This window comes from Eikenella sp. HMSC071B05 (genome assembly GCF_001811325.1).
Classification (GTDB): domain Bacteria; phylum Pseudomonadota; class Gammaproteobacteria; order Burkholderiales; family Neisseriaceae; genus Eikenella; species Eikenella corrodens.
Map to the genome: position 1 here is coordinate 447,368 of NZ_KV804551.1, position 26,485 is coordinate 473,852.

Consider the following 26,485-nt stretch of genomic DNA (forward strand, 5'->3'; position numbering starts at 1 on the left):
AATTTCGCTGCATATCGCTTCATGTTCAGCATTGTTTTATACCAACCCGAAATCCCGCCCAACACCGGCAACATCATCCGTCTGTGCGCCAACAGCGGTGCTGATTTGCATTTGGTGAAGCCGCTGGGTTTCCCTTTGGATTCGGCCAAAATGAAGCGCGCCGGGCTCGATTATCACGAATTTGCCCACATCAGCCTGCACGAAACCTTTGAAGATTGCCTTGCCGCCTTGAAAGGACGCCGCATTTTCGCGCTCACCACCAAAGGCCGCACCCGCCCCGACCAAGCCGAATTCCGGCCGGGCGACGTTTTCTTGTTCGGCCCCGAAACCCGCGGTTTGCCGGCAGAAATCCTCGAAAGGCTACCTGAAAACCAAAAATTGCGCCTGCCCATGCTGCCCGGCAGCCGCAGCATGAACCTTTCCAACACGGTGGCCGTGATGCTGTATGAAGCATGGCGGCAAAACGGCTACCAAGGTGGTATCTAACCGCCAACAACCTCATCCACTCAAGAAACGGAGTCTATTTTGGCTAAATTGAAAAATGCCTTCTTTATCGGCATCACTGCCGCTATCGGTCTGTGTACCGCCCTAATTAACACCGCCGCTGCCGAACCCAAAGCCGCAACGGCCAAGCCCGCCGCCCGGCAGCAATACCACAGCCGCGGCAGCATTCATTTAAACGCCGTCGCCAAACCCGAACGGCTTCACCAATCCGCCAACCGCAGCTACCAAGTGCGCGGTGTGCGCTATACCCCGATGACCAATGTGCGCCAATTCACTCAAACCGGCCGCGCATCCTGGTATGGCCGCCAATTCCACGGCCGCCTCACCGCTTCCGGCGAGCGCTACGACATGAACCTCATGACCGCCGCCCACAAAACCCTGCCCATCCCCAGCTATGCCCGCGTAACCAACCTTTCCAACGGCAAAAGCGTGGTGGTGCGCATTAACGACCGCGGCCCCTTCCACAGCAGCCGTGTAATCGACGTATCCCAATCCGCCGCCCGCCAGCTCGGCTTCATCAATGCCGGCACCGCCAACGTGCGCATCGAACAAATCCTGCCCAGCCAGGCACGCGCCGAGGCCGAAACCCAACAGCCCGCTGCCAAACCAGCCGGCAATATTTATGTGGATTTGCGCCACTTCAACCAGCGCAAAGCCGCCCACGACTACGTAGTGCAAACCACCACCCGCCTGCGCCACGCCAACAATACCAGCCAACAGGTATTCATGGTGCCGCAGCGCAACGGCGGCTTCCTCGTCCGCATGGGCCCGTTCACCCACCAAGACAAGGCCGATCAAACCAAGGCTGTGGTTACTACCGAACTATAAGCGCCAACTATCGGCAAACAGGCTACCTGAAAACGCAGCGCAGCGAAGTTTCTGCGAAGCTAAACTTTCAGGTAGCCTGTTTCTTATCCGTCACTACTCAAAATAACCTAATCAAGAACGATTCTTGTCTTGCCAAACCATCCGGCTTATGATTAAATGTTATGGTATAACATTTGAAAGGCTGTTTATGAAACCAAATATCCACCCCGAAAACTACCGCACTGTTCTGTTCTTCGACAGCAGTGCCAACGAAGGCTGGCTTATCCGCTCCTGTGCCCCCACCAACAACACCATGCAATGGAAAGACGGCAAAGAATACCCCGTATTTATGCTCGATACCTCTGCCGCCTCTCATCCCGTTTATACCGGCCAGCAACGCGAGCACAACAAACTAGGCCGCGCCAGCGCATTCAACCAACGCTACGGCAGCATGATATCTGCCCTGAAAAAGGATAACTGAAATGCAAGTCCTCTCCTCGCTCAAAACTGCTAAAACCCGCCATCGCGACTGCCAAGTGGTACGCCGTCGGAGCAAAGTATACGTAATCTGCAAAAGCAATCCCCGCTTTAAGGCTCGGCAGCGTTAAACCAGATCTCGACTAAACAATAGGCTACCTGAAAGCCATTTCCGCGAAGCCAACACCTCTTTCGACAACGCCCATTTTCCGATTCCGATTCAACACGCATAGACCGTTGTCGAATTTAAGGTTTCTTGCAAACCAGGCGTTGGCTTCGCGGAAATGGCTTTCAGGTAGCCTTTCTGTTCCACTGTAAAACACAATCATGCCGTGGCATCAAAGCAGCCCCAATCCCGTCAATAAATTCAATCCCCTTCCCGAAAAGCCCTCGTTTATTCCACCGCAAACGCGTATAATGCGCCACTTTTACTAAGTCATTCCTACGGGATAGACATGAGCGAGCAAACACCGTCAGAAAGCAGCGGCATCGGCAAAGCCATCAAGCGCTACCTGATTACCGGCCTCCTGGTCTGGCTGCCCATCACCATCACCCTGTGGGTGGTAACCTACATCGTTTCCACCACCGACCACCTCTTCAACCTGCTGCCCACCCAATGGCAGCCGGAGAGCTACCTCGGCTTCAACATCCCCGGCCTCGGCTTCATCCTGGCCATCGTTGTGTTGTTTGTAACCGGCGTACTCGGCGCCAACGTGCTCGGGCGTAAAGTGATTGAAGGCTGGGATTCACTCTTGGGTCGGATCCCTGTGGTGAAATCCATCTATTCCAGCGTGAAAAAAGTGTCCGAAAGCCTGCTCTCCGACAACAGCCGCTCGTTCAAAACCCCCGTGCTCGTGCCGTTCCCGCAGCCCGATATTTGGACGATTGCTTTTGTGTCCGGCAGCCTTTCCGAAGCATTGCAGCAAGGGCTACCTGAAAACGAAGAATACCTCTCCGTATACGTGCCCACCACGCCCAACCCCACCGGCGGCTACTACATCTTCGTGCGCAAACAAGACATCCGCCCCTTGGCCATGAGCGTGGACGAAGCGTTGAAATATGTGATTTCGCTGGGCATGGTGGCACCGGATGAACACAAAAACGGCAAATTAGCTGCTCCAATCAAGCTGCCCGAGCCTAGCAAATGATTTTTCAGGTAGCCTCTTGCCAATTCCAAAGGCTACCTGAAAATTAACTGTTATCATAATAAAGACAGTACTTACCATCTACAGAGGACATCATGGTATCGGAAACTATCATTCCCGTTGTAAAAGAATGGGGCATCTATATCGGAAGCGCTTTAGCAATCAGTTTAGTTTTAATTATTTTGCTGGCTTTCCTGTTTCGTGCTCTGAATATTTTCCCTAACGACAAAAAAAGCAGGCAGATACTGTTTTCATTTCTTGCTAAAACCATTGCGGCACTTTCTATTGCTGCTTCCATGTATCTATATGCTCAAAAATAGCATAAGCAAAATTTTCAGGTAGCCACGAAGGCTACCTGAAAACCCCGCAAACCTTTACAATTACCCTTTATCGTTTAACAAAACACTTTTCAGGAAACACCGAAATGCGTACCAACTACTGCGGCCTAATCAGCGAGCAATACTTAGACCAAACCGTAACCGTCAAAGGCTGGGTGCACCGCCGGCGCGACCACGGCGGCGTGATTTTTATCGACCTGCGCGACCGCGAAGGCATCGTGCAAGTCGTGATTGACCCCGATACGCCCGAAGCGTTTGCGCTGGCCGACTCCGCCCGCAACGAATACGTTTTGAGCATCACCGGCCGCGTGCGCAACCGCCCCGAAGGCACCACCAACGACAAAATGGTGTCCGGCAAAATCGAGATTTTGGCCAAAGAAATCGAAATCCTGAACCCCGCCTCCACGCCGCCGTTCATGATTGACGACGAAAACATCAGCGAAACCGTGCGCCTGCAAAACCGCGTCATCGACCTGCGCCGACCCGTAATGCAACGTAACCTGCGCCTGCGTTATCAGGTAGCCATGGGCGTGCGCCGCTATTTGGATGCGCAAGGCTTCATCGACATCGAAACGCCAATGCTGACCCGCTCCACCCCCGAAGGCGCGCGCGACTACCTCGTGCCCAGCCGCGTGCATCCGGGCGAATTTTTCGCACTGCCGCAATCGCCGCAGTTGTTCAAACAACTGCTGATGGTGGCCGGTTTCGACCGCTACTACCAAATCACCAAATGCTTCCGCGACGAAGACCTGCGTGCCGACCGCCAGCCCGAATTTACCCAAATCGACTTGGAAACCTCGTTCCTGAACGAGGATGAAATCATGGACATCACCGAAGGCATGGCGAAACAGGTGTTCAAAGACGCGCTGGGCGTGGAACTGGGTGACTTCCTGCGCATGCCCTATTCCGAAGCCATGTTCTACTACGGCTCTGACAAGCCCGATATGCGCATCAGCCTGAAATTCACCGAGCTGACCGATTTGATGAAAACGGAAGAATTCAAAGTGTTCCGTGGCGCAGCCGACATGAAAGGCGGCCGCGTGGTGGCTCTGCGCGTGCCGAACGGCGCGAAACTCAGCCGCAAGGAAATCGACGAATACACCCAGTTTGTCGGCATCTACGGCGCGAAAGGCTTGGCCTACATCAAAGTGAACGATGTAACCAATTTGAGCAACGGCGAAAACAGCGGTTTGCAGTCGCCCATCGTCAAATTCCTGTCCGAAAGCAGCCTGCACGAAATCATCAAGCGCACCGGTGCGCAAAACGGCGACATCATCTTCTTCGGCGCAGACAAAGCCAAAGTGGTGAACGAAGCCATCGGCGCATTGCGGATTAAAATCGGCAAAGAACACGGCGCGGAAAATGGCTACTTTGTGGACGAGTGGAAACCGCTATGGGTGGTGGATTTCCCCATGTTCGAATACGACGAGGAAAACGACCGCTGGGCAGCCATGCACCACCCGTTCACCTCGCCCAAGCCCGGCCACGAAGACTTGATGGAATCCGACCCTGAAAACTGCCTGGCCCGCGCCTACGACATGGTGCTCAACGGCTGGGAAATCGGTGGGGGCTCGATTCGTATCCACCGCGCCGACATTCAGGAAAAAGTGTTTGCCGCGCTGAAAATCACGCCTGAAGAGCAGCAAAACAAATTCGGCTTCCTGCTGGACAACCTGAAATTCGGTGCGCCGCCGCACGGCGGTTTGGCATTCGGCCTCGACCGCTTGGTGGCCTTGATGGCTCAAGCCGAATCCATCCGCGATGTGATTGCCTTCCCGAAAACGCAACGCGCACAAGACCTGCTGGTGGACGCCCCCAACCATGTAGACGAACTCCAACTGCGCGAGCTGCACCTGCGCTTGCGCCAGAAGCAGACCGAGCAGAAAGAAGCGTAAACTGCCAAACACACAGCCTGAAAACACCGCAGTTTTCAGGCTGTGTTTTATTCCGAACTATAGTGCTTGCCGCTGCACTTTCGGGATAGCTACAGCAATGATGACTACATACCAAGCGAACCAATACCACAGAAAAAATTAGTACTTTGGTTATGGTGCTCGCTTAGAGTACAATACCCACAGCAAACTACTGTTATATAAAATATTAAACCACCCAACCTATGAAATGCCCCTTCTGCCACCATAACAACACCCAAGTCATCGACTCCCGGCTGATGGAAGAACAAAACAGCATCCGCCGCCGCCGCCGCTGCGCCGCCTGCGACCGCCGCTTCAGCACCTACGAAACCGTAGAGCTGCGGATGCCGCAGATTATCAAAAACAACGGCGAGCGCGTTATGTTCGATCCGCTCAAACTGCAGACCAGTCTGCAACGCGCATTGCACAAACGCCCTATTTCCGCCGAAGCCATCGAACACACCGTGCACGAAATCGAAGAGTGCCTGTATAAAACCGGCAGCAAAGAAGTGCCCTCCCGCCTGATCGGCGAATTGGTGATGGAGCGGCTTGCCAAGCTCGACCAAGTGGCCTATGTGCGCTTCGCCTCCGTGTATAAAAGCTTTAAAGACGTGGCCGAATTTACCCGCACCGTAGCCGGACTGGAACGCACCGACCATTCCTAGACCGCGCAAAATCCTGCAAACCCGCTGCGTCATGCAGCCCGTTTTGCTATACTGCGCTCCGTTTACGTTTACTGACTCCAAGGAAAACCTATGAACCGCTCCCACACATCCCTCCTCCTGCTTGCCCTTTCAGGTAGCCTCTTGTTAGCCGGCTGCAACCAACAGGCAGAAACCTCCGTGGTTGCCCCCAGCGCCAGCGAAGTAGCCGCTGCTTCAGCAACCGCCGCAGCATCTGCCGCCGCACAAAACCCCAGCCAAACCCTGGCTACCGAAGACGGCATCATCAGCCTCACCGTAAACGGCCGTTTTGAAGACAAATTGGCTGAAGCCGCCCAATATGTCGATGGCGCTGACAGCAATAAAATCAGCCTGCTGCAATACGACGCCGACCAAGACATTGCCATCACTGTCAGCAACTTCGGTGCCCCCAAACAGCCAGCCGAAGCCTACTTCGCCAAACTGAGCGAAAGCCTGAAAGCCGACCAAGGCCTGAATGACACCGCCGTAGACACCCCTGCCGACCAGCGCATGGGCTACCGCTTCAGCCATGGCCAAGACGATAACGTGCTCAACGAAAGCTGCGTAGCCGTGTATGCCAAAAACCTCTATACCGTCTGCGCCACCAGCAGCACCGCCTCCATCCCCGAGCTGGATGCCCTGCTGAAAAACCTCACAGTAAAACAATAAGCCATACCAAATTCGCCAAACTGCTCAGGTTTGGCGAATTTTGCTTACCCGGCACGGCAAGTTTTCAGGTAGCCCTTTCAAACACGATGGCTACCTGAAAATTCATCTCCAACGAATTTAAAGCAAGCTCATGCAGCTTGCTATGCAGCCAATATCCGGCCAGCCCTTTTCAGCTAACCTGCATTCCGCAATAGCAACATGGCATCGTTGATGATACCTGCTCACACCAAGTGCTTAAGGCTACCTGAAAGCCTCAACCGATTTTCAGGTAGCCTCTGCATCCCACAAACTGCGCTATACTGCTCCATCAGCTCCTCATGCCTCCACCATGCTTACCGACACCCACTGCCACCTCGCTGACTCCGCACTTGCCTGCCGGCTACCTGAAATCTCTACTGCAGCCCATGCCGCAGGAGTGCAGCGTTTTTTTGTGCCGGCGGTAACCGAAGCGGATTTTGATGCCGTCTGTCGGCTGCATGCCCCGCCCAAATATTATGGCGCGCTTGGCCTGCACCCGTGGTTTGCCGAAAGCTTCCAACCTGGTTTAATTAGCCGCATCGCCGATCGCCTGCAAGCGCAGCCGGGGCTGCTGGTGGGCGAAATCGGGCTGGATTACTATGGCGATCGCAAGCAGACCCGCACCGAGCAAACCACCGCCCTGCTCACCCAGCTCGACTTAGCGCAGCAATTTGGCCGCCCCGTGCTGCTGCACCATGTGCGTGCTGCTGCTGATGTGGTTGCCGCGCTCAAGCACAGCGGTTTCCGCAGCGGCGGCATTGCCCATGCGTTTTCAGGTAGCCTCGAAGAAGCCCGCGCCTTTATCCGCTGCGGCCTGCTTATCGGCATCGGCACGCTGGTGCTCAACCCGAATGCCCGCAAAGTGCGCACTGCCGCCGCAGCGCTGCCGCTGGAATACTTGGTGCTGGAAACCGACAGCCCGTTTATGCCAATAGCCGGCGCAGGAGAAAACACGCCCGCCAATGTGTGGCAGGTGGCAGAAACTGTAGCGGCCTTGCGCGGCATCAGCGTGCAGGAAGTAGCTGCAGCCACCGAGCAAAACGTGGATAGGCTGCTGTCTTTCCCTTAAGTTGATGCGGTGGCGCTCTCAAGCATCCATGTAGGGAAGTTTATTTGCATAATTGTTGGCGGCAGCCAATGGCTATACTAAGCAAACAACGCTGTGTCCCATTGTTGGAAACAGCGTTGTTTGCCCGATTGCTCAAGATCAGCCGATGAAAAGGCTACCTGAAATTGGCACCGTGCTTATCACGAGACAAAATTTCAGGTAGCCTCATCCATATATGGCAACCACCTCATCACCTTTTTTCAGGTAGCCTCCCCACTCTGTTGAACCCATCACTCAAGCAATCACTCTACCGATTTCAATAAAATTATTTTTGCTTGGTGTAAGTGATTGGTTTAGAAATCCATACACTGCCCGGCCACAAAGCCTTACATTTTGCCACCTTTTTTTTGCCATCGAAATACATTATATTGTGCGAATTTCACTCGCCAAACACATTATCTTGTGTTGCCTACTCAAAATCAGGATGGGAAAATGAACGATACCGTTAATCTCAAAGTTACCAAGCGCGACGGCCGTTTGGAGCCGATCGACCTCGATAAAATCCACCGCGTTGTTACTTGGGCGGCGCAAGGCCTCGACAACGTATCTGTGTCGCAAGTCGAGCTTAAATCCCATATCCAGTTTTACAACGGCATCCGTACCGACGATATCCACGAAACCATCATCAAAGCCGCTGCCGACCTGATTTCTGAAGACACGCCCGACTACCAATATCTAGCAGCCCGCCTCGCTATTTTCCACCTGCGCAAAATCGCCTACGGCCAATACGAGCCGCCACACCTATTCGACCACGTCAGCAAGCTGACCGCTGAAGGCAAATACGACCGCCACATCCTCGAGGACTACAGCCGCGAAGAGTTTGACGAAATCGACGGCTACATTGACCACACCCGCGATATGACCTTCTCCTATGCCGCCGTTAAGCAGCTGGAAGGCAAATACCTGGTGCAAAACCGCGTTACCCGCCAGATCTACGAAACCCCGCAGTTCCTATACATCTTGGTGGCCATGTGCTTGTTTGCCAAATATCCCAAAGCCACCCGCTTGGATTACGTCAAACGCTTCTATGACGCGGTTTCCCTGTTCAAAATTTCACTGCCCACCCCCATCATGAGCGGCGTGCGCACCCCCACGCGCCAATTCTCCAGCTGCGTGCTGATCGAGTGCGACGACAGCCTGGACTCTATCAACGCCACCACCAGCGCGATTGTGAAATACGTTTCCCAACGCGCCGGCATCGGCATCAACGCCGGCCGCATCCGCGGCTTGGGCAGCGAAATCCGCGGCGGCGAAGCCCAGCACACCGGCTGCATTCCGTTTTTCAAAATGTTCCAAGCCGCCGTTAAATCCTGCTCCCAAGGCGGCGTGCGCGGCGGTGCGGCCACCCTGTTCTATCCGCTGTGGCACATCGAAGTGGAAAGCCTGTTGGTGTTGAAAAACAACCGCGGTGTGGAAGATAACCGTGTGCGCCAACTCGACTACGGCGTACAAATCAACCGCCTGCTCTACACCCGCCTGATTAAAGGCGGCAACATCACCCTGTTCTCGCCCAACGAAGTACCCGGCCTGTACGACGCCTTCTTCGCCGACCAAGACGAATTCGAGCGCCTGTATGTGCAATACGAGCAAGACCCGGCCATCCGCAAACGTGTAGTACCCGCCACCGAGCTGTTCTCCACCCTGATGCAGGAACGCGCCGGCACCGGCCGCATCTACATCCACAACGTAGACCACAGCAATACCCACAGCCCGTTCGACCCCGCCGTAGCTCCCGTGCGCCAGTCCAACCTGTGCCTGGAAATCGCCCTGCCTACCAAGCCGTTAAACGATATTAACGATGAAAACGGTGAAATCGCCCTCTGCACCCTGTCCGCCTTCAACCTCGGTGCATTGGAAAACCTGGACGAGCTGGAAAACCTTTCCGACCTCGCCGTGCGTGCGCTCGATGCCCTGCTCGACTACCAAGACTACCCCATCCCCGCCGCCCGCAAAGCCACCATGAACCGCCGCACCCTGGGCATCGGCGTGATCAACTACGCCTATTATCTGGCCAAACACGGCGTACGCTACAGCAACGATTCCGCCCTCGCCCTCACCCACCGCACCTTCGAAGCCATGCAATACTATCTGCTCAAAGCTTCCGTGCAGCTGGCCAAAGAATACGGCGCCTGCCCCTTGTTCGGCCAAACCATGTACGCCAAAGGCGTGCTGCCCATCGACACCTACAAAAAAGACCTCGACAGCATCTGCAGCGAGCCCCTGCACTACGATTGGGAAGCCCTACGCGCCGAAATCGTCCAGCACGGCCTACGCAACTCCACCCTCACCGCGCTCATGCCCAGCGAAACCAGCTCGCAAATCGCCAACGCCACCAATGGCATCGAGCCCCCGCGCGGCCTGGTCAGCGTAAAAGCCTCCAAAGACGGCATTCTCAAACAAGTCGTGCCCGAATTCGAGCGCCTGAAAAACCAATACGAAACCCTGTGGCAGATGGGCGGCAACGACGGCTACCTGAAATTGGTCGGCATCATGCAGAAATTCGTCGATCAAGCCATTTCCGCCAACACCAGCTACGACCCGCAACGCTTCGACGGCGGCCGCGTGCCCATGAAGCAGATGCTCAAAGACCTGCTCACCGCCTACAAATTCGGCCTGAAAACCCTCTACTACCACCACACTCGTGATGGTGCGGACGATACGCAGAGCGATATTCAGGACGACGGCTGTGCTGGGGGGGCTTGTAAGATTTAAACGATTTTTAAATTTGTAGTTACAAATAAGGCTTTCAAAATGGAGGTCTTTAACAATTTGTGAGCGAATTTAAAGACCGAAGGTTGATTGCTGAGTTTGTTTTTTATTTGTCTTTTTTGAATAGAGACGATATGAAAGAAATGCTAAGCAACCTTAGCCCCAATATGATATTTAGTCTATTGCTTATCTCTTTAATCTTAGTATTCCTTGTGTTCGGCTTTTTGGGATATTCCTTCGTTAAGCCAATCACAGCATTATTATATGATGCTAAAGACCAGAAATTAAGAGTCAAGAGACAAATTAATAAATCTAAGTGAGTAAAACTATGTCCTGCGAACACCTCGTCATGTCCTACAGCACCTTCAGCAAGGAAAAAAACGACGTCCTCAAAGAGCCGATGTTTTTCGGCCAGCCCGTCAACGTCGCCCGCTACGACCAGCAGAAATACGAAGTATTTGAAAAACTGATTGAAAAACAGCTTTCCTTCTTCTGGCGGCCGGAAGAGATCGACGTATCGCGCGACCGCATCGACTACGCCAACCTGCCCGACCACGAAAAACACATCTTCATCAGCAACCTCAAATACCAAACCTTGCTCGATTCCATCCAAGGCCGCAGCCCCAACGTTGCCCTGCTGCCCCTGGTATCCATTCCCGAGCTCGAGACCTGGATTGAAACTTGGAGCTTCAGCGAAACCATCCACTCGCGCAGCTACACCCACATCATCCGCAACATCGTCAACGACCCCTCAGTCGTGTTCGACGACATCGTGCAAAACGAATACATCATCGCCCGCGCCGAAGATATTGCCTGCTACTACGACGACCTCATTGAATACACCCAATATTACAATCTGTTGGGCGAAGGCGAGCACCGCGTCAACGGCAAAACCATTATGGTGAGCCTGCGCGATTTGAAGAAAAAACTCTACCTCTGCCTGATGTGCGTCAACGTGCTCGAAGCCATCCGCTTCTACGTTTCCTTCGCCTGCTCCTTCGCCTTTGCCGAGCGCGAACTGATGGAAGGCAATGCCAAAATCATCAAACTCATCGCCCGCGACGAAGCCCTACACCTCACCAGCACCCAGCACATGCTTAACCTCATGCGCAGCGGCACCGACGACCCCGAAATGGCCGAAATCGCCGCCGAGCTGGAAAACGACTGCTTCGAGCTCTTCAAAAAAGCCGCCGAGCAAGAAAAAGAGTGGGCGGAATACCTCTTCAAAGACGGCAGCATGATCGGCCTGAACAAAGACATCCTGTGCCAATATGTGGAATACATCACCAACCACCGCATGATGGCCGTCAGCCTAAACGCCGCCTTCCCCGCCGCCACGCAAAACCCCATCCCCTGGATCAATGCCTGGCTCTCCTCCGACAACGTTCAGGTAGCCCCGCAGGAAGTGGAAATCTCCTCCTACCTCATCGGCCAAATCGACGCCGAAGTCAGCGCCGACGACTTGGGTGACTTCGAACTGTAAACTCATCCGAAACCCAGCCAAAAGGCTACCTGAAAATCGCTAAACTGATTTTCAGGTAGCCTTTGAGCTTGAAGCCGCGTGTTAAAATAAAGCAGATTAATGTTCGATACCAAGCAGCCTCGCGGCCCATCCACGCGCCGCAAAGCAAGCCGACCCCGTATTCAGAATTATAGTGGATTAACAAAAATCAGGACAAGGCGGCGAGCCGCAGACAGTACAGATAGTACGGCAAGGCGAGCCAACGCTGTACTGGTTTATGTTAATTCACTATAAACTGCAATCAACCCATAACCAAACCCAACTGCCACACCGCCATGCCCACCGCCAGCCAAATCGAAGCCCTCCTGCCGCAAACCCAATGCCGCCAATGCGGCTACGACGGCTGCGCCCCCTATGCCCAAGCCATCGCCCAAGGCCAAGCCCCCATCAACCTATGCCCGCCCGGCGGCGACATCGTGCTGCATGAGCTTGCCGAGCTGCTGCACATCCCGCCGCTGCCCCTGGCCCAGCCCGAAAAGGCCGCCGTAAAAGCCCTGGCCTATATCGACGAAACCGCCTGCATCGGCTGCACCGCCTGCATCAAAGCCTGTCCCGTTGATGCCATCCTCGGCGCATCCAAACTCATGCACACCGTGCTGGTCGACGAATGCACCGGCTGCGGCCTTTGCCTGCCACCCTGCCCCGTAGACTGCATCGAAATGCAGCCCGTGCCCGATGCCGTCTTGCCCCGCGCCGGCGCCCAAGCCCAACCAGAGCAAGCCCGCCGCGCCGCTGCCGCACATGCCAAACAACGCTTCCAACACCGCGAGCAGCGCCAACAGCGTGCCGCCGCCGAACGTCGAGCCCACCTCGCCCAACGGGCCGCCGCCGTGCAAGCAGCCGCCCAAACTTCCCCGCCCGCCCAGCCGGCAGCAAGCTCCGCCAAACCAAACTCCACCGCGCCTGCCTTCAACCCCGCCGACCTCATTGCCCGCGCCATGGCCGGCGCCCAAGCCCGGCAAAACCAGCGCACCGTGCCCAGCAACCACGACAGCTTCCGCCAACAACAAATCGCCGCCGCCCAACAACAAGCCGCCCACCGCCGCGCCCTGAAACACATCCGCTACGGAAACGAAGCAGAACAAGCCGCCGCCAAAGACTACCTCCGCCAACTTAAAGCCGAAGAAGAAGCCCAATCCCAAAACTGACTCATCGCAGCCATCAAACAAAAAGGCTACCTGAAAATCCTACACAGCAATTTTCAGGTAGCCTTTTGTTGCTTTTCAACGCCGGCTTAAGCCGGCCAATTTAGCCGTTTATTTGCCGGCCATCCGATTGATAATCTTCTCACCGCGCAGCTGGTGCAGCACCGCCATGGCGATGTGCCCGAAGACCAGCACAAACAGCAGATACGCCAGTTTGCCGTGCACCGCGTTACCCAGTTGCGTCATCCACTCAATAGGCTGCTCGATTTTATGCATCACCGTGAGGCCGAACACTTCCAAATCACCGCGTGCAGAGCCGTATTGGCGAATCATTGCCACCACCGGCACCGCCGCCATCAACAGATACAGCGCGGCATGCCCCAGCTTCACCGCCAAGCTGCCGTGCGGGCGGTTGTGCCAATTGGCCAGCGCCCAAACCAGGCGCAAGGCTACCAAAACCAGCAGCAGGAAGCCCACCGATTTGTGGTAGCCCATCAGGCTGTAATATTTTTCGTTAATGTTCCACATGGCCGCTGTGCACAGCATAAAGGCAAACATGGCCGCCATCAGCCAATGGAAAAAACGGCTGAGGGTGCCGTAGTATTGTGGTGTGTCTTTCATTCTTATTTCCTTTTTTAAAACCGAAAAGCGGCGGATTATAACGGATTAGATTAACTTTCGATACCAAGCTGCAAGCCGCAGGTAATACACGGTAATTGAATGCTCTCCGGGCTCTGTCGGCAATACTAAAAAGGCTACCTGAAAAATTTCAGGTAGCCTTTTGATGCTTACCACACCGCGCAGCTTACTTGCCAAACAACGCCGCCACCATCTCAGCCTGCTCTTCGGTGAACGCGGGTTCGCCGAGGCGGGCGGCCACGGTGTATTCGTTGGCAAACTGCCGCTGGGCAGACACCGCCTGCCATTCTTTGAGCTTGGCGGTTTTGCCCTGTTTGAGCTTGGCGGCGGTTTGCAGAGCGGTTTGTTTGCGGGTAGGCATGGCAGAAAATACGGTTTAAATAGCAGGATAGGTTTTCAGGTAGCCTTGATTGTGTTTGAGGCTACCTGAAAAACGGATTACTGGGTGAGCAGTTCCAAAGCCTCGCGGTATTTGGCCAAGGTTTTTTCGATGACCTCGGCGGGCACGGCGGGGGCGGGAGGCTGTTTGTTCCAGCCGCTTTGTTCAAGCCAGTCGCGGATGAATTGTTTATCGAACGAGGGCGGGTTGCTGCCGGGCCGGTATTGGTCGGCGGGCCAGAAGCGGCTGGAATCGGGAGTGAGCACTTCGTCCATCAGGGTGAGCGTGCCGTTTTCGTCCAGGCCGAATTCGAATTTGGTGTCGCAGATGATGATACCGCGGGTGCGGGCGTATTCTGCGGCTTCGCTATAAAGGGCGATGGCTTTGCGGCGCACTTCTTCGGCCAGCTCGCGGCCGATGATGCGGGCGCATTCGTCAAAGCCGATGTTTTCATCGTGGTTGCCCACTGCGGCTTTGGTGGACGGGGTGAAGATGATTTCGGGCAGCTGCTCGGCTTCGCGCAGGTTTTCAGGTAGCCTGATGCCGCACACGGCGCCGGTTTGGCGGTATTCTTTCCAGCCGCTGCCGGCCAAATAACCGCGCACGATGGCTTCGATTTTCAAAGGTTCGAGCCGTTTGGCTACCACGGCGCGTTTTTCCAGCGCGGCGGCTACGTCGTGCGGCAATACGTCGTATACGGTTTGGCCGGTGAAGTGGTTGGGCATGATGTGCGAGAGCTTGCCAAACCAAAAATTGGAAATCTGAGTGAGGATTTCGCCTTTGCCGGGAATGGGCTCGTTCAAGATCACATCGAAAGCGGAGAGACGGTCGGAGGCAACGATGAGCATGCTGCGGCTGTCGATTTCATACAAATCGCGCACTTTGCCGGAATAGATTTTTTTCAGCGGAATGGTGGTCATGATGGATTGTCGGGCTGGTGGTTGGAAAGTTGGTATTCTAGTCCAATTGCCGCGCGGAAAAAACGGCAGCGTGGAAATATCATGCGGCAAGGCGGCAAAACAGTTGCCGAACTGCATTTTATGCTTGAGAATGCTGCCCGCATCAGCAGGCTACCTGAAAGCCTAAGCCTCAATGCAGTTAGAGTGAAACCGAAGCGCTTATTTTTCAGGTAGCCTCTCCCTCCATCCCCTCACTTAAGGAAACATCATGAGCAATCTGATTATTGAAGACATCGAAACCGGCAGCGGCAAAACCGCCGAAAAAGGCAAGCGGATTTCCGTACACTACAGCGGCTACCTCACCAACGGCAGCAAATTCGACTCCAGCCTCGACCGCGGCCAACCGCTCACCATCATCCTGGGCGTAGGCCAGGTCATCCGCGGCTGGGACGAAGGCTTCGGCGGCATGCGCGAAGGCGGCAAACGCAAGCTCACCATCCCGCCGGAAATGGGCTACGGCGCACGCGGCGCCGGCGGTGTGATTCCGCCGAACGCCACTTTAATTTTTGAAGTGGAATTGCTTAAGGTGCACGATTAAGTAGCGTCTTTCTGTATAAAGTAAAGGCTACCTGAAAATCGTAATCCAAGTTTTCAGGTAGCCTTTTCCAATTTCTTTGCTGATCGATTTTCAGGTAGCCTCTTACACACAAAAGGTGTAGGAAATCGTCGCGTTGTTTACACTTTTTCTACGACGGACGGCTTTTGTTTTTTCTTGAATGATTCTTAAGCAGCTATCCGCCATTATCAAGAACAGAGCAGCTTCCCCGTGTCTATCGACATTCTTGACAATGCCGGATAGCTGCTCAAACGGGTCTTCAAGCAAAAGCCGAAAGTGTAAACAACGCTGTTGATTTCTACAATAAAGGCTACCTGAAACTTTCCTTATGCTATACCACGTTACAACAAATGCGCCACCGCCGCACGTTCGTCTTCCAGCTCCTTAAGCGTAATGCCGATACGTTCACGGCTGAAGTCGTCGATTGGCAAGTCTTTAATCACGCGGTATTCGCCGTTCTCACACACCACAGGCAGGCCGAAGATAAGGCCTTCGGGGATGCCGTAGGCGCCGTCTGAAGGCACGCCCATGGTTACCCAACGGCCGTTGCTGCCGAGCACCCAGTCGCGGATGTGTTCGATGGCAGCATTGGCGGCAGAGGCGGCAGAAGAGAGGCCGCGTGCTTCAATGATAGCGGCGCCGCGTTGAGCCACGGTGGGCAGGAAGTGTTCGGTATTCCATTGTGCATCGTTAATCAGCTCTTGCACGCTTTGGCCGTTTACGGTGGCGAAGCGGTAGTCGGCATACATGCTGGGGCTGTGGTTGCCCCATACGCATAATTGGTTGATGTTGTTAACAGAAAGGCCGATTTTGAGGGCGATTTGGTTGAGGGCGCGGTTGTGGTCGAGGCGCAGCATGGCGGTGAAATTGCACGCGGGCAGGTCGGGCGCGGATTTCATGGCGATATAGGCATTGGTGTTGGCGGGGTTGCCCACCACAAGCACTTTCACGTTGCGGCTGGCCACCTTGTTCAACGCGGCGCCCTGCGCGGTGAAGATGTTGGCATTGGCATGCAGCAGGTCGGCACGTTCCATGCCTTTACTACGTGGGCGGGCGCCAACCAAAATAGCAATTTCCGCATCTTGAAACGCGACTTCAGGGTCGCTGGTGGCAAATGCATCGGCCAGCAGCGGGAAGGCGCAGTCGTGCAGTTCCATAATCACGCCCTGCACAGCCTGCTGCGCCTGCGGCAAATCGAGCAGCTGCAAGATAACGGGCTGGTCTGCGCCGAGCATATCGCCGGCGGCAATGCGGAATAATAATGAGTAGGCAATCTGGCCGGCAGCGCCGGTTACGGCTACACGGATGGGGGCTTTAGCTGTGTTGGTGTGGGTCATGGCTTGATGCAGTGGAGTGAGGATGAATATTAAAGTGTGCAATGCTGCCACAGATTTTTCAGGTAGCCTGAGGCAGCGTGTAAAGCGCGTTATGATACATAAAGTTGGCATATTTGTGGCGCTTTTCCGTTATTTTATATTAAGAACAAGGGCAAACGCGATGCCGAATAACCGGATTATTTATCTGACAATTAACTAAAATCCTTTTAGCACACAATCACCCTTTTTGATGTTCGCTATGTTAAGTTGATTTAAAACAAAGGCTGCTATATGATTTATAGTTGGGCAAACGTGGCCGGCTTTCGGTTGCCGCGCCCTGCCCGATAAAGGCTACCTGAAAATGTTTTCAAGCATACGCAGGCGGCTTTTGGTTTTGAGTGTCGGCTACGGCCGGCTTGGGATATTGCCAATCTGAGGAAGTTTCGCCATGCGAACGACTAACAGACCGATATTCCTGGACATCATCAGCATCCGGCTGCCGATTCCGGGGATTGTTTCCATTCTGCACCGCATTAGCGGCGTGCTGTTGTTTATCAGCCTGCCGCTTCTGTTGTGGCTGCTTGCCGGCACGCTGGACAATGCCGCCGCCTTTGAATCTTATCGCGCCTTCGTGGCCCACCCGCTGGTGAAAATCGGCCTAATCGGGCTGCTGTGGGCTTATTTGCACCACTTCTTTGCCGGCATCCGCTTCCTGTTTTTGGATGCGCACAAAGGCCTGGCGCTGAACACTGCCCGCACCACTGCCAAAACCGTGATGGCGCTGGCTTTGATCTGCACCGCAATTTTGGGAGTATGGCTATGGTAGACCGCAAACTTACCGGCGCGCACTACGGCCTGCGCGATTGGATTATGCAGCGCGCCACAGCGGTGCTGATGCTGATTTACACCGTCGCACTGATTGTATTCCTGCTCGCGCTGCCGGGCGATTACGCCGCATGGCAGGCATTTTTTGGCCAAACTTGGGTGAAAGTGTTTACCCAAATCAGCTTCATCGCGCTGTTTCTGCATGCCTGGGTGGGTATCCGCGATTTGTGGATGGACTACATCAAGCCGTTCGGCCTGCGCCTGTTCCTTCAGGTAGCCACCATCGTTTGGCTGGCAGGCTGCATGGTTTACTCGGTTAAAGTGATTTGGGGTTGAACAAGATGACTTATCCTATCCGAAAATTTGATGCCGTTATCGTTGGCGGCGGCGGTGCCGGCCTGCGTGCGGCGCTGCAACTCTCCAAAGCCGGCCTCAACACCGCCGTGCTCTCCAAAGTATTTCCCACCCGCTCCCACACCGTAGCCGCGCAGGGCGGCATTTCCGCCTCGCTGGGCAATGTGCAGGAAGACCGCTGGGATTGGCATATGTACGACACCGTGAAAGGCTCCGACTGGCTCGGCGACCAAGACGCCATCGAATTCATGTGCCGCCGCGCGCCCGAAGCCGTGATTGAGCTGGAACACATGGGCATGCCGTTCGACCGCGTGGAAAGCGGCAAAATCTACCAACGCCCCTTCGGCGGCCATACTGCCGAATTCGGTAAACGTGCCGTAGAACGCGCCTGTGCCGTGGCCGACCGCACCGGCCACGCCATGCTGCACACGCTCTATCAGCAAAACGTTCGCGCCAACACCCAATTCTTCGTGGAATGGACCGCACTCGACCTTATCCGCAATGAGGAAGGCGATGCCGTAGGCATCACTGCCATGGAAATGGAAAGCGGCGATGTGTATATCTTCCACGCCAAAGCCATCCTGTTCGCCACCGGTGGTGCCGGCCGTATCTATGCCTCCTCCACCAACGCCTTCATGAACACCGGCGACGGCCTGGGCATCTGTGCCCGTGCCGGCATTCCGCTGGAAGATATGGAATTTTGGCAATTCCACCCCACTGGCGTGGCCGGTGCAGGCGTGCTGATTACCGAAGGCGTGCGCGGCGAAGGCGGTATCTTGCTCAATGCCAACGGCGAACGCTTCATGGAGCGCTACGCCCCCACCGTGAAAGACCTCGCTTCGCGCGATGTCGTATCCCGCGCCATGTCACTGGAAATTCTGGAAGGGCGCGGCTGCGGCAAAAACAAAGACCATGTTTTGCTGAAAATCGACCACATCGGCGCAGAGAAAATCATGTCCAAGCTGCCCGGCATCCGCGAGATTTCCATCAACTTCGCCGGGGTCGATCCGATTAAAGACCCGATTCCCGTGGTGCCCACCGTGCACTACATGATGGGCGGCATTCCCACCAACTACTTAGGCGAAGTGGTTGCGCCGAAAAACGGCAACCCTGAAGCCGTGGTGCCCGGCCTGTATGCTGCCGGCGAATGCGCCTGCGCCTCGGTGCACGGTGCCAACCGCCTCGGCACCAACTCCCTGCTCGACTTGGTGGTATTCGGCAAATCTGCTGGCGACAGCATGATTGAGTTCATCAAGCAGCACCCCGACATCAAACCGCTGCCCGAAAACGCCGGTGCGCTCACCGAGCAACGCCTGGCACGGCTGAACAGCCAAACCGGCGGTGAAAATGTGGACGTACTACGCGGCGAACTGCAACGCACGCTGCAGCGCCACGCCGGCGTATTCCGCACCGACGCCATTCTGAAAGAAGGCGTGGATAAAGTACTTGCCCTGGTGGAACGCAACAAACACACCGAAATCGGCGACAAGAGCATGGTGTGGAACACTGCCCGTATCGAAGCGCTGGAGCTCGACAACATGATGGAAGTGGCCAAAGCCACCATGATTGCTGCCGAAGCCCGCAAAGAATCGCGCGGCGCCCACGCCTCCGACGACCACCCCGAGCGCGACGACGAAAACTGGATGAAGCACAGCCTGTTCTACTCCACCGACAACAGCCTGGCCTACAAGCCCGTGCACACCCAGCCGCTCAGCGTGGAATACATCAAACCCGCCAAGCGCGTTTACTAGAATAAAAACAACTATCTGGAATTTTCAGGTAGCCCTTTCATGCCGCATTGAGGCTACCTGAAAATACTGCCGCACCAAACCGAAGGAACACCCATGGAAACTATCCGCCTCAAAGTGTACCGCTACAACCCCGATACCGATGCCAAGCCCTATATGCAGGACTACGAGCTCGAAATCGAACCCACCGACGTGAAGCTGCTCGACGCCATCATGAAGCTCAAAGCCAAAGACGACAGCCTCTCTTTCCGCCGCTCCTGCCGCGAAGGCATCTGCGGCTCGGACGGTATGAACATCAACGGCAAAAACGGCCTCGCCTGCCTCACCGATATCCGCAGCCTCAAGCAGCCCATCGTATTGCGCCCCCTGCCCGGCCTGCCCGTCATCCGCGACCTCATCGTGGACATGACCCAATTCTTCAAGCAATATCACTCCATCAAACCCTATGTGGTCAACGACAACCCTGTCGACCCGCAACAGGAGCGCCTGCAAAGCCAGGCCGAGCGTGCCGAGCTGGACGGCTTGTATGAATGCATCCTCTGCGCCTGCTGCTCTACCGCCTGCCCCTCCTTCTGGTGGAACCCCGACAAATTCGTTGGCCCTTCCGGCCTTTTGAATGCCTACCGCTTCATCGCCGACACCCGCGATACCATCACCAACGAACGTTTGGATAACCTCAACGACCCCTACCGCCTGTTCCGTTGCCACACCATCATGAACTGCGTAGACGTTTGCCCCAAACACCTCAACCCCACCCGCGCCATCGGCAAGATCAAAGAAATCATGCTCAAACGCGTGGTATAGCGGATGATCTGCAGCCAGTACGGGCTTGCCTGCCTAGCCGTACTGGCTGTATTGTCTGCGGCCAATCTCCTGATCCCAATTTACAGAACCCAATCGATAAGCCATGCCCACCTTTGACGACACCGCCAAACGCCGCCTGCGCTTCCAAACCCGGCGCGGCCTGCTGGAGCTCGATATTCTGCTGAAGCAGTTTATGGCCGCCGAATTCGACCGCCTAAGCGATACAGAGCTAACCGTATTTACCGAGCTGCTCGCCCTGCCCGACCCCGAATTATTCGCCCAACTCAACGGCCAAAACCCTGCCGATCATGCCGAAAGTGCAGCCTTATTGGATAAAATCCGCAGTAGCCGACGTACTGATTAAACCACATTCCCTTAAGGCTACCTGAAAGCATAACTTCGAAGTTCGCACATATAAAATTCAGACACATAAGGCTACCTGAAAACACTGCAGAGTTTCTGCCAAGCCAAAGTTTCAGGTAGCCTCTTTCTTTACCGACCACAGCCAGCACTCAAGTACGCCGCAAGCAACTTTAACATTCCGGCTTTCAAGTAGCCTCTTTCCTCCATCTTTCCTGTTTCATCAATAGCTCACTATCCCTCCAGCACCCACCCTCTGCCGCCAGCCCACACCCATCCCGCCGAGCCTGCCGTAAAAGGGATTTTTCTTATTGACGTTCCCCATATCGGGTCGTATTATTCAGCCGTTATACCGGCGTTTGGCAAACTTCCAGCAACATTTCTGCCGCTGCCTGGTAAACCCCTGAAACTCAACGAAAGGCCGGGCTGATTCCAGAATCTTAGCGACAAAAAGAACAACCTTTTCAGGTAGCCGGCTTCGAGTTTTTTATCATATTCACCTCCCCGGCCATTCCACCGCGCCAGATTCTCCATTCCCCTTTCCAACAAATAATTTCCTGTGCCAAGTGCAATCAGGCTGCCGACAAAAGGCTACCTGAAAATGCTTATTCCGAATCGCCATACTCACTTTTTAGCCGCCTGCCGTGTGGCGATTCGGAATCGGCATTCGCTGCAGATAGGATAAAGGCTGCCCGCTTAGGCAGGCAGCCTGATAAGCAAGCATGCTGCTCTTCAAACCTTCACCCTAATAAGGATCTTGCCATGATGAAAGAACAAAGTAGTTTGTCCTACCTATACGGTACCAACGTCCCGTATATTGAAGATTTGTACGAAGCCTATCTGAGCTCCCCTGACTCCGTGGACAGCCAATGGCGGCAGTATTTCGACCAAGTGGCCGCCATGCCCGGTAACACTCCGAAAGATGTGGCGCACCGCCCGATTCAGGAAGCTTTTGCCAACTTGGCACAGCAGCGCGGCGGCGCAGCCGCGGGCGGCGTGGATTTTGCCGCCATGCAGAAGCAAGTGGCCGTGTTGAGCCTGATTTCCGCCTACCGCTCCTTGGGCAACCGCGCCGCCGACCTCAACCCGCTCGACCGCACCCATATCAGACAACTGCCCGAGCTCGATCCCAAAACCTACGGCCTCACTGATGCCGACATGAACACGCCTTTCCATGTCGGCACCGATCTTTCAGGTAGCCCCAAGCTACCCCTGGCCGAAATCATCCGCCACCTGAAACAAATCTACTGCGGCCCCTTGGCGCTGGAATACATGCACATTCCCGACACCGCCGAACGCGAATGGCTGCAGGCACGTTTGGAAGCCAACGGCGCACGCCCGCAATTTGATGCCGACACCAAACGCCTCATCCTCAAAGAAATCACCGCCGCCGAAACCATGGAGCGCTATCTGCACACCCGTTATGTGGGCCAGAAACGCTTCTCGCTCGAAGGCGGTGAAAGCACCGTGCCCGCGCTGAACCATCTGATCCGCGCCTCCACCGAAAAAGGTGTGCAGGAAATCGTAATCGGCATGGCACACCGCGGCCGCTTGAACGTGTTGGTAAACACCATGGGTAAAGCCCCGCAAGCCATTTTCGACGAATTCGAAGGCAAAGTGGACGCCAAATTCCCCAGCGGCGACGTGAAATACCACATGGGCTTCAGCTCCGACGTACCCACCCCGCACGGCCCGGTGCACCTGTCTTTGGCCTACAACCCCTCACACTTGGAAATCACCAACCCCGTGATTGAAGGCTCCGTACGCGCCCGCCAAGACCACCGCGGTGCCGAAGGCCACAAACAAGTGCTGCCCATCCTTACCCACGGCGACTCCGCCTTCATCGGTTTGGGCGTGAACCAATCTACTTTCAATATGTCGCAAACCCGCGGCTACAGCACCGGCGGCACCATCCACTTCGTGATCAACAACCAAGTGGGCTTCACCACTTCCGATCCGCGCGATACCCGCTCTACTCTGTATTGCACCGACATCGCCAAAATGGTGAGCGCGCCGATTCTGCACGTGAACGGCGACGACCCGGAAGCCGTGTGCCACGCCGCCCAAATCGCGCTGGACTACCGCACCACCTTCCAGAAAGACATCGTGATCGATTTGGTGTGCTACCGCAAACTCGGCCACAACGAGGGCGACGATCCCACCCTGACCCAGCCTCTGATGTACAAACAGGTGGCCGCGCACCCCGGCTCCCGCGCCGTGTATGCCGAGCAGCTGATTAAAGAAGGCGTAGTGACTAAGGAAGAAGCCGAAAAACTCATCAGCGACTACCGCGCCGCGATGGACAAAGGCGACCGCATCCAGGAAATCCTGCCCGAACAGAAACGCGAACACGCTGTGGATTGGAGCAAATACCAGCCCATCAGCTGGCGCACTCCGGTGAAAACCGCCCTGCCCGCCGCCGAAATCAAACGCCTGGCCGACCGCTTCACCGACACCCCCGCCGATGTGAAGCTGCACAATACTGTGAAGAAAATCATCGAGAACCGCAAAGCCATGGCCGTGGGCGAGCAGCCTATTGACTGGGGTATGGCCGAAACCATCGCCTATGCCAGCCTGCTCGAAGCCGGCCACGATATCCGCATTTCCGGCGAAGACTCCGGCCGCGGCACCTTCTCGCACCGCCACGCCGTGCTGCACGACCAAAACCGTGCCGAACGCACCGGCGGCGTGTATATCCCGCTGCAACACATCGGCGAAAAACAAGGCCGCTTCAACGTAATCGATTCCATCCTGAACGAAGAAGCCGTGATGGCCTACGAATACGGCTATGCCTCCTCCGCACCGGAAGACCTGGTGATTTGGGAAGCCCAGTTCGGCGACTTCGCCAATGGTGCGCAAATCGCCATCGACCAGTTCATTACCTCCGGCGAAACCAAATGGGGACGCTGGTGCGGCCTCACCGTTATCCTGCCGCACGGCTACGACGGCCAAGGCCCGGAACACTCTTCCGCCCGCGTAGAGCGCTGGCTGCAACTGTGTGCCGAAGAAAACATCCAAGTGCTGATGATGTCTGAAGCATCACAGATGTTCCACGCCCTGCGCCGCCAGATTCTGCGCCCCTACCGCAAACCGCTGGTGATTTTCATGTCCAAACGCCTGCTGCGCCTCAAAGACGCCTGCAGCCCGCTGTCCAACTTCACCGACGGCGAATTCCGCCTCGTTATCGGCGACACCGTACAGGGCCGCGACCAAGATGTGAAACGCGTGATTCTGTGTGCCGGCCAGGTGTACTACGATTTGGCCAAAGCCCGCGCCGACAAAGGCTTGGAAAAAGACATCGCCATCGTTCGCGTCGAGCAGCTCTACCCCTTCCCCTACGAAGAAGTGGCCGCCGAGCTCAAACGCTTCCCGAACGCCACCGAAATCATGTGGGCACAGGAAGAGCCGAAAAACCAAGGCGCTTGGTACCAAATCCGCCACCGCTTGGAAAAAGTGCTCGGCGCCAACCAGCGCCTCACTACTGCCAGCCGCCCGGCCAGCGCTTCGCCCGCCGTCGGCTATGCTGTGAAACACAAAGCCGGTTTGGACGGCCTGCTTGAAGACGCGATGAAGTTCTAAAGCACTAAAAGGCTACCTGAAACATGCCAAACCGTTTTCAGGTAGCCTCCTCAGAACACGATTTACCTATTTTTCAATTTATTAAAGGATAAAACCATGATTATCGAAATCACCGTACCCCCGCTACCGGAAAGCGTTACCGAAGCCACCCTGATGAGCTGGCACAAGAAGGTGGGCGACTATGTGAACCGTGACGAAAACCTGATCGACCTCGAAACCGACAAGGTTGTGCTCGAACTGCCCGCCCAACAGGCTGGTGTGATTGTGGAAATCATCGAACAAGACGGCGCCACCGTTACCGCCGGCCAGCTGTTGGCTAAAATCGACACCGAAGCCAAAGCAGCAGAAGCAGCCCCGGCTGCCGCCCAAGCCCCCGCTGCCGAGCCAGCAGGCCATGTGGCTGCCGCTGGTGCGCGCGCCGGCGTGGCTATGCCCGCCGCCGCCAAACTGGCTGCCGAAAAAGGCGTGGACGTATCCGGCGTACAAGGTTCTGGCCGCGATGGCCGTGTGCTGAAAGAAGACGTAGCCGCTATGCCTGCCGCCGCGCCCAAAGCCGCTGCCGCCCCGGCCGTGGCCGTACCGCTGGGCGATCGCGTAGAACAGCGCGTACCGATGAGCCGCCTGCGCCAGCGTGTGGCCGAACGCCTGCTGCAATCCCAGTCGCAAAACGCCATCCTCACCACGTTCAACGAGGTGAATATGAAGCCGATTATGGATTTACGCGCCAAATACAAAGAGAAGTTCGAAAAACAGTATGGCGTGAAACTGGGCTTCATGTCCTTCTTCGTAAAAGCCGCCGTGGCCGCGCTGAAGAAATTCCCCGCCGTAAATGCTTCGATTGACGGCAACGACATCGTTTACCACGGCTACTTCGATATCGGCATCGCCGTGGGCAGCCCACGCGGCCTGGTGGTGCCGATTCTGCGCAACGTAGATCAGATGAGCATTGCCGACATCGAATTAGCCATCGTGGACTACGCCAACAAAGCCAAGAGCGGCAAAATCGCCATCGAAGACCTCACCGGCGGCACGTTCTCCATCACCAACGGCGGCACCTTCGGCTCGATGATGTCCACCCCCATCATCAACCCGCCGCAATCCGCCATCTTGGGCATGCACGCCACCAAAGAACGCGCCGTGGTGGAAAACGGCCAAGTCGTGGTGCGCCCGATGATGTATCTGGCCCTCTCCTACGACCACCGCATCATCGACGGCCGCGAAGCCGTGCTCACTTTGGTTACTATCAAAGAAGCCCTCGAAGACCCGGCCCGCCTGATTTTAGAAATCTAACGGTTTCTAAAATCTAAGTGTTTAGCAACATCAGGCTACCTGAAAACCCTTTTTTCAGGTAGCCTTACTCTTTTGCCACATCAAACATACTAAAGGCTACCTGAAACTTTCAGGTAGCCCCAACCAAACACCATGACCAACACCACCACCGTCCACCTCTACACCGACGGCGCCTGCAAAGGTAATCCCGGCCCCGGCGGCTGGGGCGTGCTGCTGCGCTACGGCCGCCATGAAAAAGAACTCTGCGGCGGCGAAGCCGACACCACCAACAACCGCATGGAGCTCACCGCCGTGATCCGCGGCCTCGAAGCCCTCAACCGCCCCTGTCAAGTAACCATCCACACCGACTCCCAATACGTGAAAAACGGCATGGAAAGCTGGATACACGGCTGGAAGAAAAACGGCTGGAAAACTTCCTCCAAACAACCCGTGAAAAACGCCGAATTGTGGCAGCAGCTCGACCAACAAGTCGCCCGCCACCAAGTATCCTGGCAGTGGGTGAAAGGCCATGCCGGCCACCCCGAAAACGAACGCGCCGATCAACTGGCTAATCAAGGTGCCGCCAACATAGCCGGAAAGCAACAATAAACACCAATAATCAAATTATTGGCACAAAATTACCCATCACCAGCCGTCCC

27 protein-coding genes are annotated in these 26,485 nt (G+C 55.6%); 22 read left to right on the top strand and 5 right to left on the bottom strand.

Features of this window, described 5'->3' with window-relative positions; genetic code table 11:
* The first annotated feature begins 21 nt into the window (after window positions 1-21).
* The 13 genes from trmL (at window position 22) to HMPREF2796_RS08330 (ending at window position 13,041) form a co-directional block, all read left to right on the top strand.
* On the top strand, window positions 22-486 hold the full coding sequence (trmL, locus tag HMPREF2796_RS08270) for a tRNA (uridine(34)/cytosine(34)/5-carboxymethylaminomethyluridine(34)-2'-O)-methyltransferase TrmL (RefSeq protein WP_070633475.1): 465 nt from the start codon (window positions 22-24) through the stop codon (window positions 484-486).
* Between the two features lie 39 nt (window positions 487-525).
* A complete protein-coding gene (locus tag HMPREF2796_RS08275; RefSeq protein WP_080984527.1) occupies window positions 526-1,332 on the top strand; it encodes a septal ring lytic transglycosylase RlpA family protein in 807 nt (268 codons plus the stop codon).
* Window positions 1,333-1,519: 187 nt separating this feature from the next.
* A complete protein-coding gene (locus HMPREF2796_RS08280; protein WP_070632795.1) occupies window positions 1,520-1,792 on the top strand; it encodes a type B 50S ribosomal protein L31 in 273 nt (90 codons plus the stop codon).
* 1 nt (window position 1,793) lies between these two features.
* Window positions 1,794-1,919 carry a type B 50S ribosomal protein L36 gene (ykgO, locus tag HMPREF2796_RS10850; RefSeq protein ID WP_083308681.1) on the top strand — a complete coding sequence of 42 codons (126 nt, stop codon included), beginning with the start codon at window positions 1,794-1,796 and terminating at the stop codon, window positions 1,917-1,919.
* Window positions 1,920-2,243: 324 nt separating this feature from the next.
* Complete coding sequence (locus HMPREF2796_RS08285; protein WP_070632797.1) at window positions 2,244-2,936, top strand: DUF502 domain-containing protein; 693 nt, start codon at window positions 2,244-2,246, stop codon at window positions 2,934-2,936.
* Between the two features lie 92 nt (window positions 2,937-3,028).
* Window positions 3,029-3,253, top strand: coding sequence for a hypothetical protein (locus HMPREF2796_RS08290; RefSeq protein ID WP_070632799.1), 225 nt, complete (start codon window positions 3,029-3,031; stop codon window positions 3,251-3,253).
* A 104-nt stretch (window positions 3,254-3,357) separates the two neighbouring features.
* Window positions 3,358-5,166, top strand: coding sequence for an aspartate--tRNA ligase (aspS, locus tag HMPREF2796_RS08295; protein ID WP_070632802.1), 1,809 nt, complete (start codon window positions 3,358-3,360; stop codon window positions 5,164-5,166).
* A 221-nt stretch (window positions 5,167-5,387) separates the two neighbouring features.
* Window positions 5,388-5,849 carry a transcriptional regulator NrdR gene (gene nrdR, locus HMPREF2796_RS08300; RefSeq protein ID WP_023886573.1) on the top strand — a complete coding sequence of 154 codons (462 nt, stop codon included), beginning with the start codon at window positions 5,388-5,390 and terminating at the stop codon, window positions 5,847-5,849.
* 90 nt (window positions 5,850-5,939) lie between these two features.
* Window positions 5,940-6,536, top strand: a complete 597-nt coding sequence (locus HMPREF2796_RS08305; RefSeq protein ID WP_070632804.1) for a hypothetical protein — start codon at window positions 5,940-5,942, stop codon at window positions 6,534-6,536.
* A 328-nt stretch (window positions 6,537-6,864) separates the two neighbouring features.
* Window positions 6,865-7,623: a TatD family hydrolase gene (locus tag HMPREF2796_RS08310; RefSeq protein WP_070632806.1), complete on the top strand. Its 759-nt coding sequence runs from the start codon at window positions 6,865-6,867 to the stop codon at window positions 7,621-7,623.
* Window positions 7,624-8,094: 471 nt separating this feature from the next.
* Window positions 8,095-10,374, top strand: coding sequence for a class 1a ribonucleoside-diphosphate reductase subunit alpha (gene nrdA, locus HMPREF2796_RS08315; RefSeq protein ID WP_070632808.1), 2,280 nt, complete (start codon window positions 8,095-8,097; stop codon window positions 10,372-10,374).
* A gap of 346 nt (window positions 10,375-10,720) precedes the next feature.
* The gene (gene nrdB / locus HMPREF2796_RS08325) at window positions 10,721-11,854 is read left to right on the top strand and encodes a class Ia ribonucleoside-diphosphate reductase subunit beta (protein ID WP_070633476.1); all 1,134 of its coding nucleotides are present in this window, start codon (window positions 10,721-10,723) and stop codon (window positions 11,852-11,854) included.
* 314 nt (window positions 11,855-12,168) lie between these two features.
* The gene (locus tag HMPREF2796_RS08330) at window positions 12,169-13,041 is read left to right on the top strand and encodes an RnfABCDGE type electron transport complex subunit B (protein ID WP_070632812.1); all 873 of its coding nucleotides are present in this window, start codon (window positions 12,169-12,171) and stop codon (window positions 13,039-13,041) included.
* A gap of 108 nt (window positions 13,042-13,149) precedes the next feature.
* Here HMPREF2796_RS08330 and HMPREF2796_RS08335 read toward each other — a convergent pair whose 3' ends face one another.
* The 3 genes from HMPREF2796_RS08335 to HMPREF2796_RS08345 all read right to left on the bottom strand — a co-directional run bounded on the left by HMPREF2796_RS08335 (window position 13,150) and on the right by HMPREF2796_RS08345 (window position 14,976).
* Window positions 13,150-13,659: a cytochrome b gene (locus tag HMPREF2796_RS08335; RefSeq protein WP_083308682.1), complete on the bottom strand. Its 510-nt coding sequence runs from the start codon at window positions 13,657-13,659 to the stop codon at window positions 13,150-13,152.
* A 184-nt stretch (window positions 13,660-13,843) separates the two neighbouring features.
* Entirely contained in the window at window positions 13,844-14,038 is a 195-nt protein-coding gene (locus HMPREF2796_RS08340; protein WP_003822771.1) for a hypothetical protein, read from the bottom strand.
* Window positions 14,039-14,115: 77 nt separating this feature from the next.
* On the bottom strand, window positions 14,116-14,976 hold the full coding sequence (locus tag HMPREF2796_RS08345) for a phosphoribosylaminoimidazolesuccinocarboxamide synthase (protein ID WP_070632814.1): 861 nt from the start codon (window positions 14,974-14,976) through the stop codon (window positions 14,116-14,118).
* Between the two features lie 247 nt (window positions 14,977-15,223).
* Between HMPREF2796_RS08345 and HMPREF2796_RS08350 the strand changes: the two genes are divergently transcribed.
* Window positions 15,224-15,553, top strand: a complete 330-nt coding sequence (locus HMPREF2796_RS08350; RefSeq protein WP_003822774.1) for an FKBP-type peptidyl-prolyl cis-trans isomerase — start codon at window positions 15,224-15,226, stop codon at window positions 15,551-15,553.
* 359 nt (window positions 15,554-15,912) lie between these two features.
* Here HMPREF2796_RS08350 and HMPREF2796_RS08355 read toward each other — a convergent pair whose 3' ends face one another.
* Window positions 15,913-16,908 carry a malate dehydrogenase gene (locus HMPREF2796_RS08355; protein ID WP_070632816.1) on the bottom strand — a complete coding sequence of 332 codons (996 nt, stop codon included), beginning with the start codon at window positions 16,906-16,908 and terminating at the stop codon, window positions 15,913-15,915.
* Between the two features lie 427 nt (window positions 16,909-17,335).
* Here HMPREF2796_RS08355 and sdhC point away from each other — a divergent pair, with 427 nt between their 5' ends.
* The 5 genes from sdhC (at window position 17,336) to HMPREF2796_RS08380 (ending at window position 20,982) form a co-directional block, all read left to right on the top strand.
* Window positions 17,336-17,713 (top strand): succinate dehydrogenase, cytochrome b556 subunit, encoded by a 378-nt coding sequence (sdhC, locus tag HMPREF2796_RS08360; protein WP_003822776.1) that lies wholly within the window; start codon window positions 17,336-17,338, stop codon window positions 17,711-17,713.
* On the top strand, window positions 17,707-18,048 hold the full coding sequence (gene sdhD, locus HMPREF2796_RS08365; RefSeq protein WP_064084755.1) for a succinate dehydrogenase, hydrophobic membrane anchor protein: 342 nt from the start codon (window positions 17,707-17,709) through the stop codon (window positions 18,046-18,048). The genes sdhC and sdhD overlap by 7 nt, the downstream gene beginning before the upstream one ends.
* A 5-nt stretch (window positions 18,049-18,053) precedes the next feature.
* Window positions 18,054-19,817 carry a succinate dehydrogenase flavoprotein subunit gene (sdhA, locus tag HMPREF2796_RS08370; protein ID WP_070632818.1) on the top strand — a complete coding sequence of 588 codons (1,764 nt, stop codon included), beginning with the start codon at window positions 18,054-18,056 and terminating at the stop codon, window positions 19,815-19,817.
* Window positions 19,818-19,910: 93 nt separating this feature from the next.
* Window positions 19,911-20,618, top strand: a complete 708-nt coding sequence (locus HMPREF2796_RS08375) for a succinate dehydrogenase iron-sulfur subunit (RefSeq protein ID WP_003822780.1) — start codon at window positions 19,911-19,913, stop codon at window positions 20,616-20,618.
* A gap of 103 nt (window positions 20,619-20,721) precedes the next feature.
* Window positions 20,722-20,982, top strand: coding sequence for an FAD assembly factor SdhE (locus tag HMPREF2796_RS08380; protein ID WP_070632820.1), 261 nt, complete (start codon window positions 20,722-20,724; stop codon window positions 20,980-20,982).
* Window positions 20,983-21,314: 332 nt separating this feature from the next.
* Here HMPREF2796_RS08380 and HMPREF2796_RS11545 read toward each other — a convergent pair whose 3' ends face one another.
* Window positions 21,315-21,512, bottom strand: a complete 198-nt coding sequence (locus HMPREF2796_RS11545; RefSeq protein ID WP_070632822.1) for a hypothetical protein — start codon at window positions 21,510-21,512, stop codon at window positions 21,315-21,317.
* A 228-nt stretch (window positions 21,513-21,740) separates the two neighbouring features.
* Between HMPREF2796_RS11545 and HMPREF2796_RS08390 the strand changes: the two genes are divergently transcribed.
* The 3 genes from HMPREF2796_RS08390 to rnhA all read left to right on the top strand — a co-directional run bounded on the left by HMPREF2796_RS08390 (window position 21,741) and on the right by rnhA (window position 26,435).
* On the top strand, window positions 21,741-24,557 hold the full coding sequence (locus tag HMPREF2796_RS08390) for a 2-oxoglutarate dehydrogenase E1 component (protein WP_070632824.1): 2,817 nt from the start codon (window positions 21,741-21,743) through the stop codon (window positions 24,555-24,557).
* A gap of 96 nt (window positions 24,558-24,653) precedes the next feature.
* On the top strand, window positions 24,654-25,847 hold the full coding sequence (odhB, locus tag HMPREF2796_RS08395; protein ID WP_070632825.1) for a 2-oxoglutarate dehydrogenase complex dihydrolipoyllysine-residue succinyltransferase: 1,194 nt from the start codon (window positions 24,654-24,656) through the stop codon (window positions 25,845-25,847).
* 132 nt (window positions 25,848-25,979) lie between these two features.
* Window positions 25,980-26,435, top strand: a complete 456-nt coding sequence (rnhA, locus tag HMPREF2796_RS08400; protein ID WP_070632827.1) for a ribonuclease HI — start codon at window positions 25,980-25,982, stop codon at window positions 26,433-26,435.
* The last annotated feature ends 50 nt before the right edge of the window (window positions 26,436-26,485 follow it).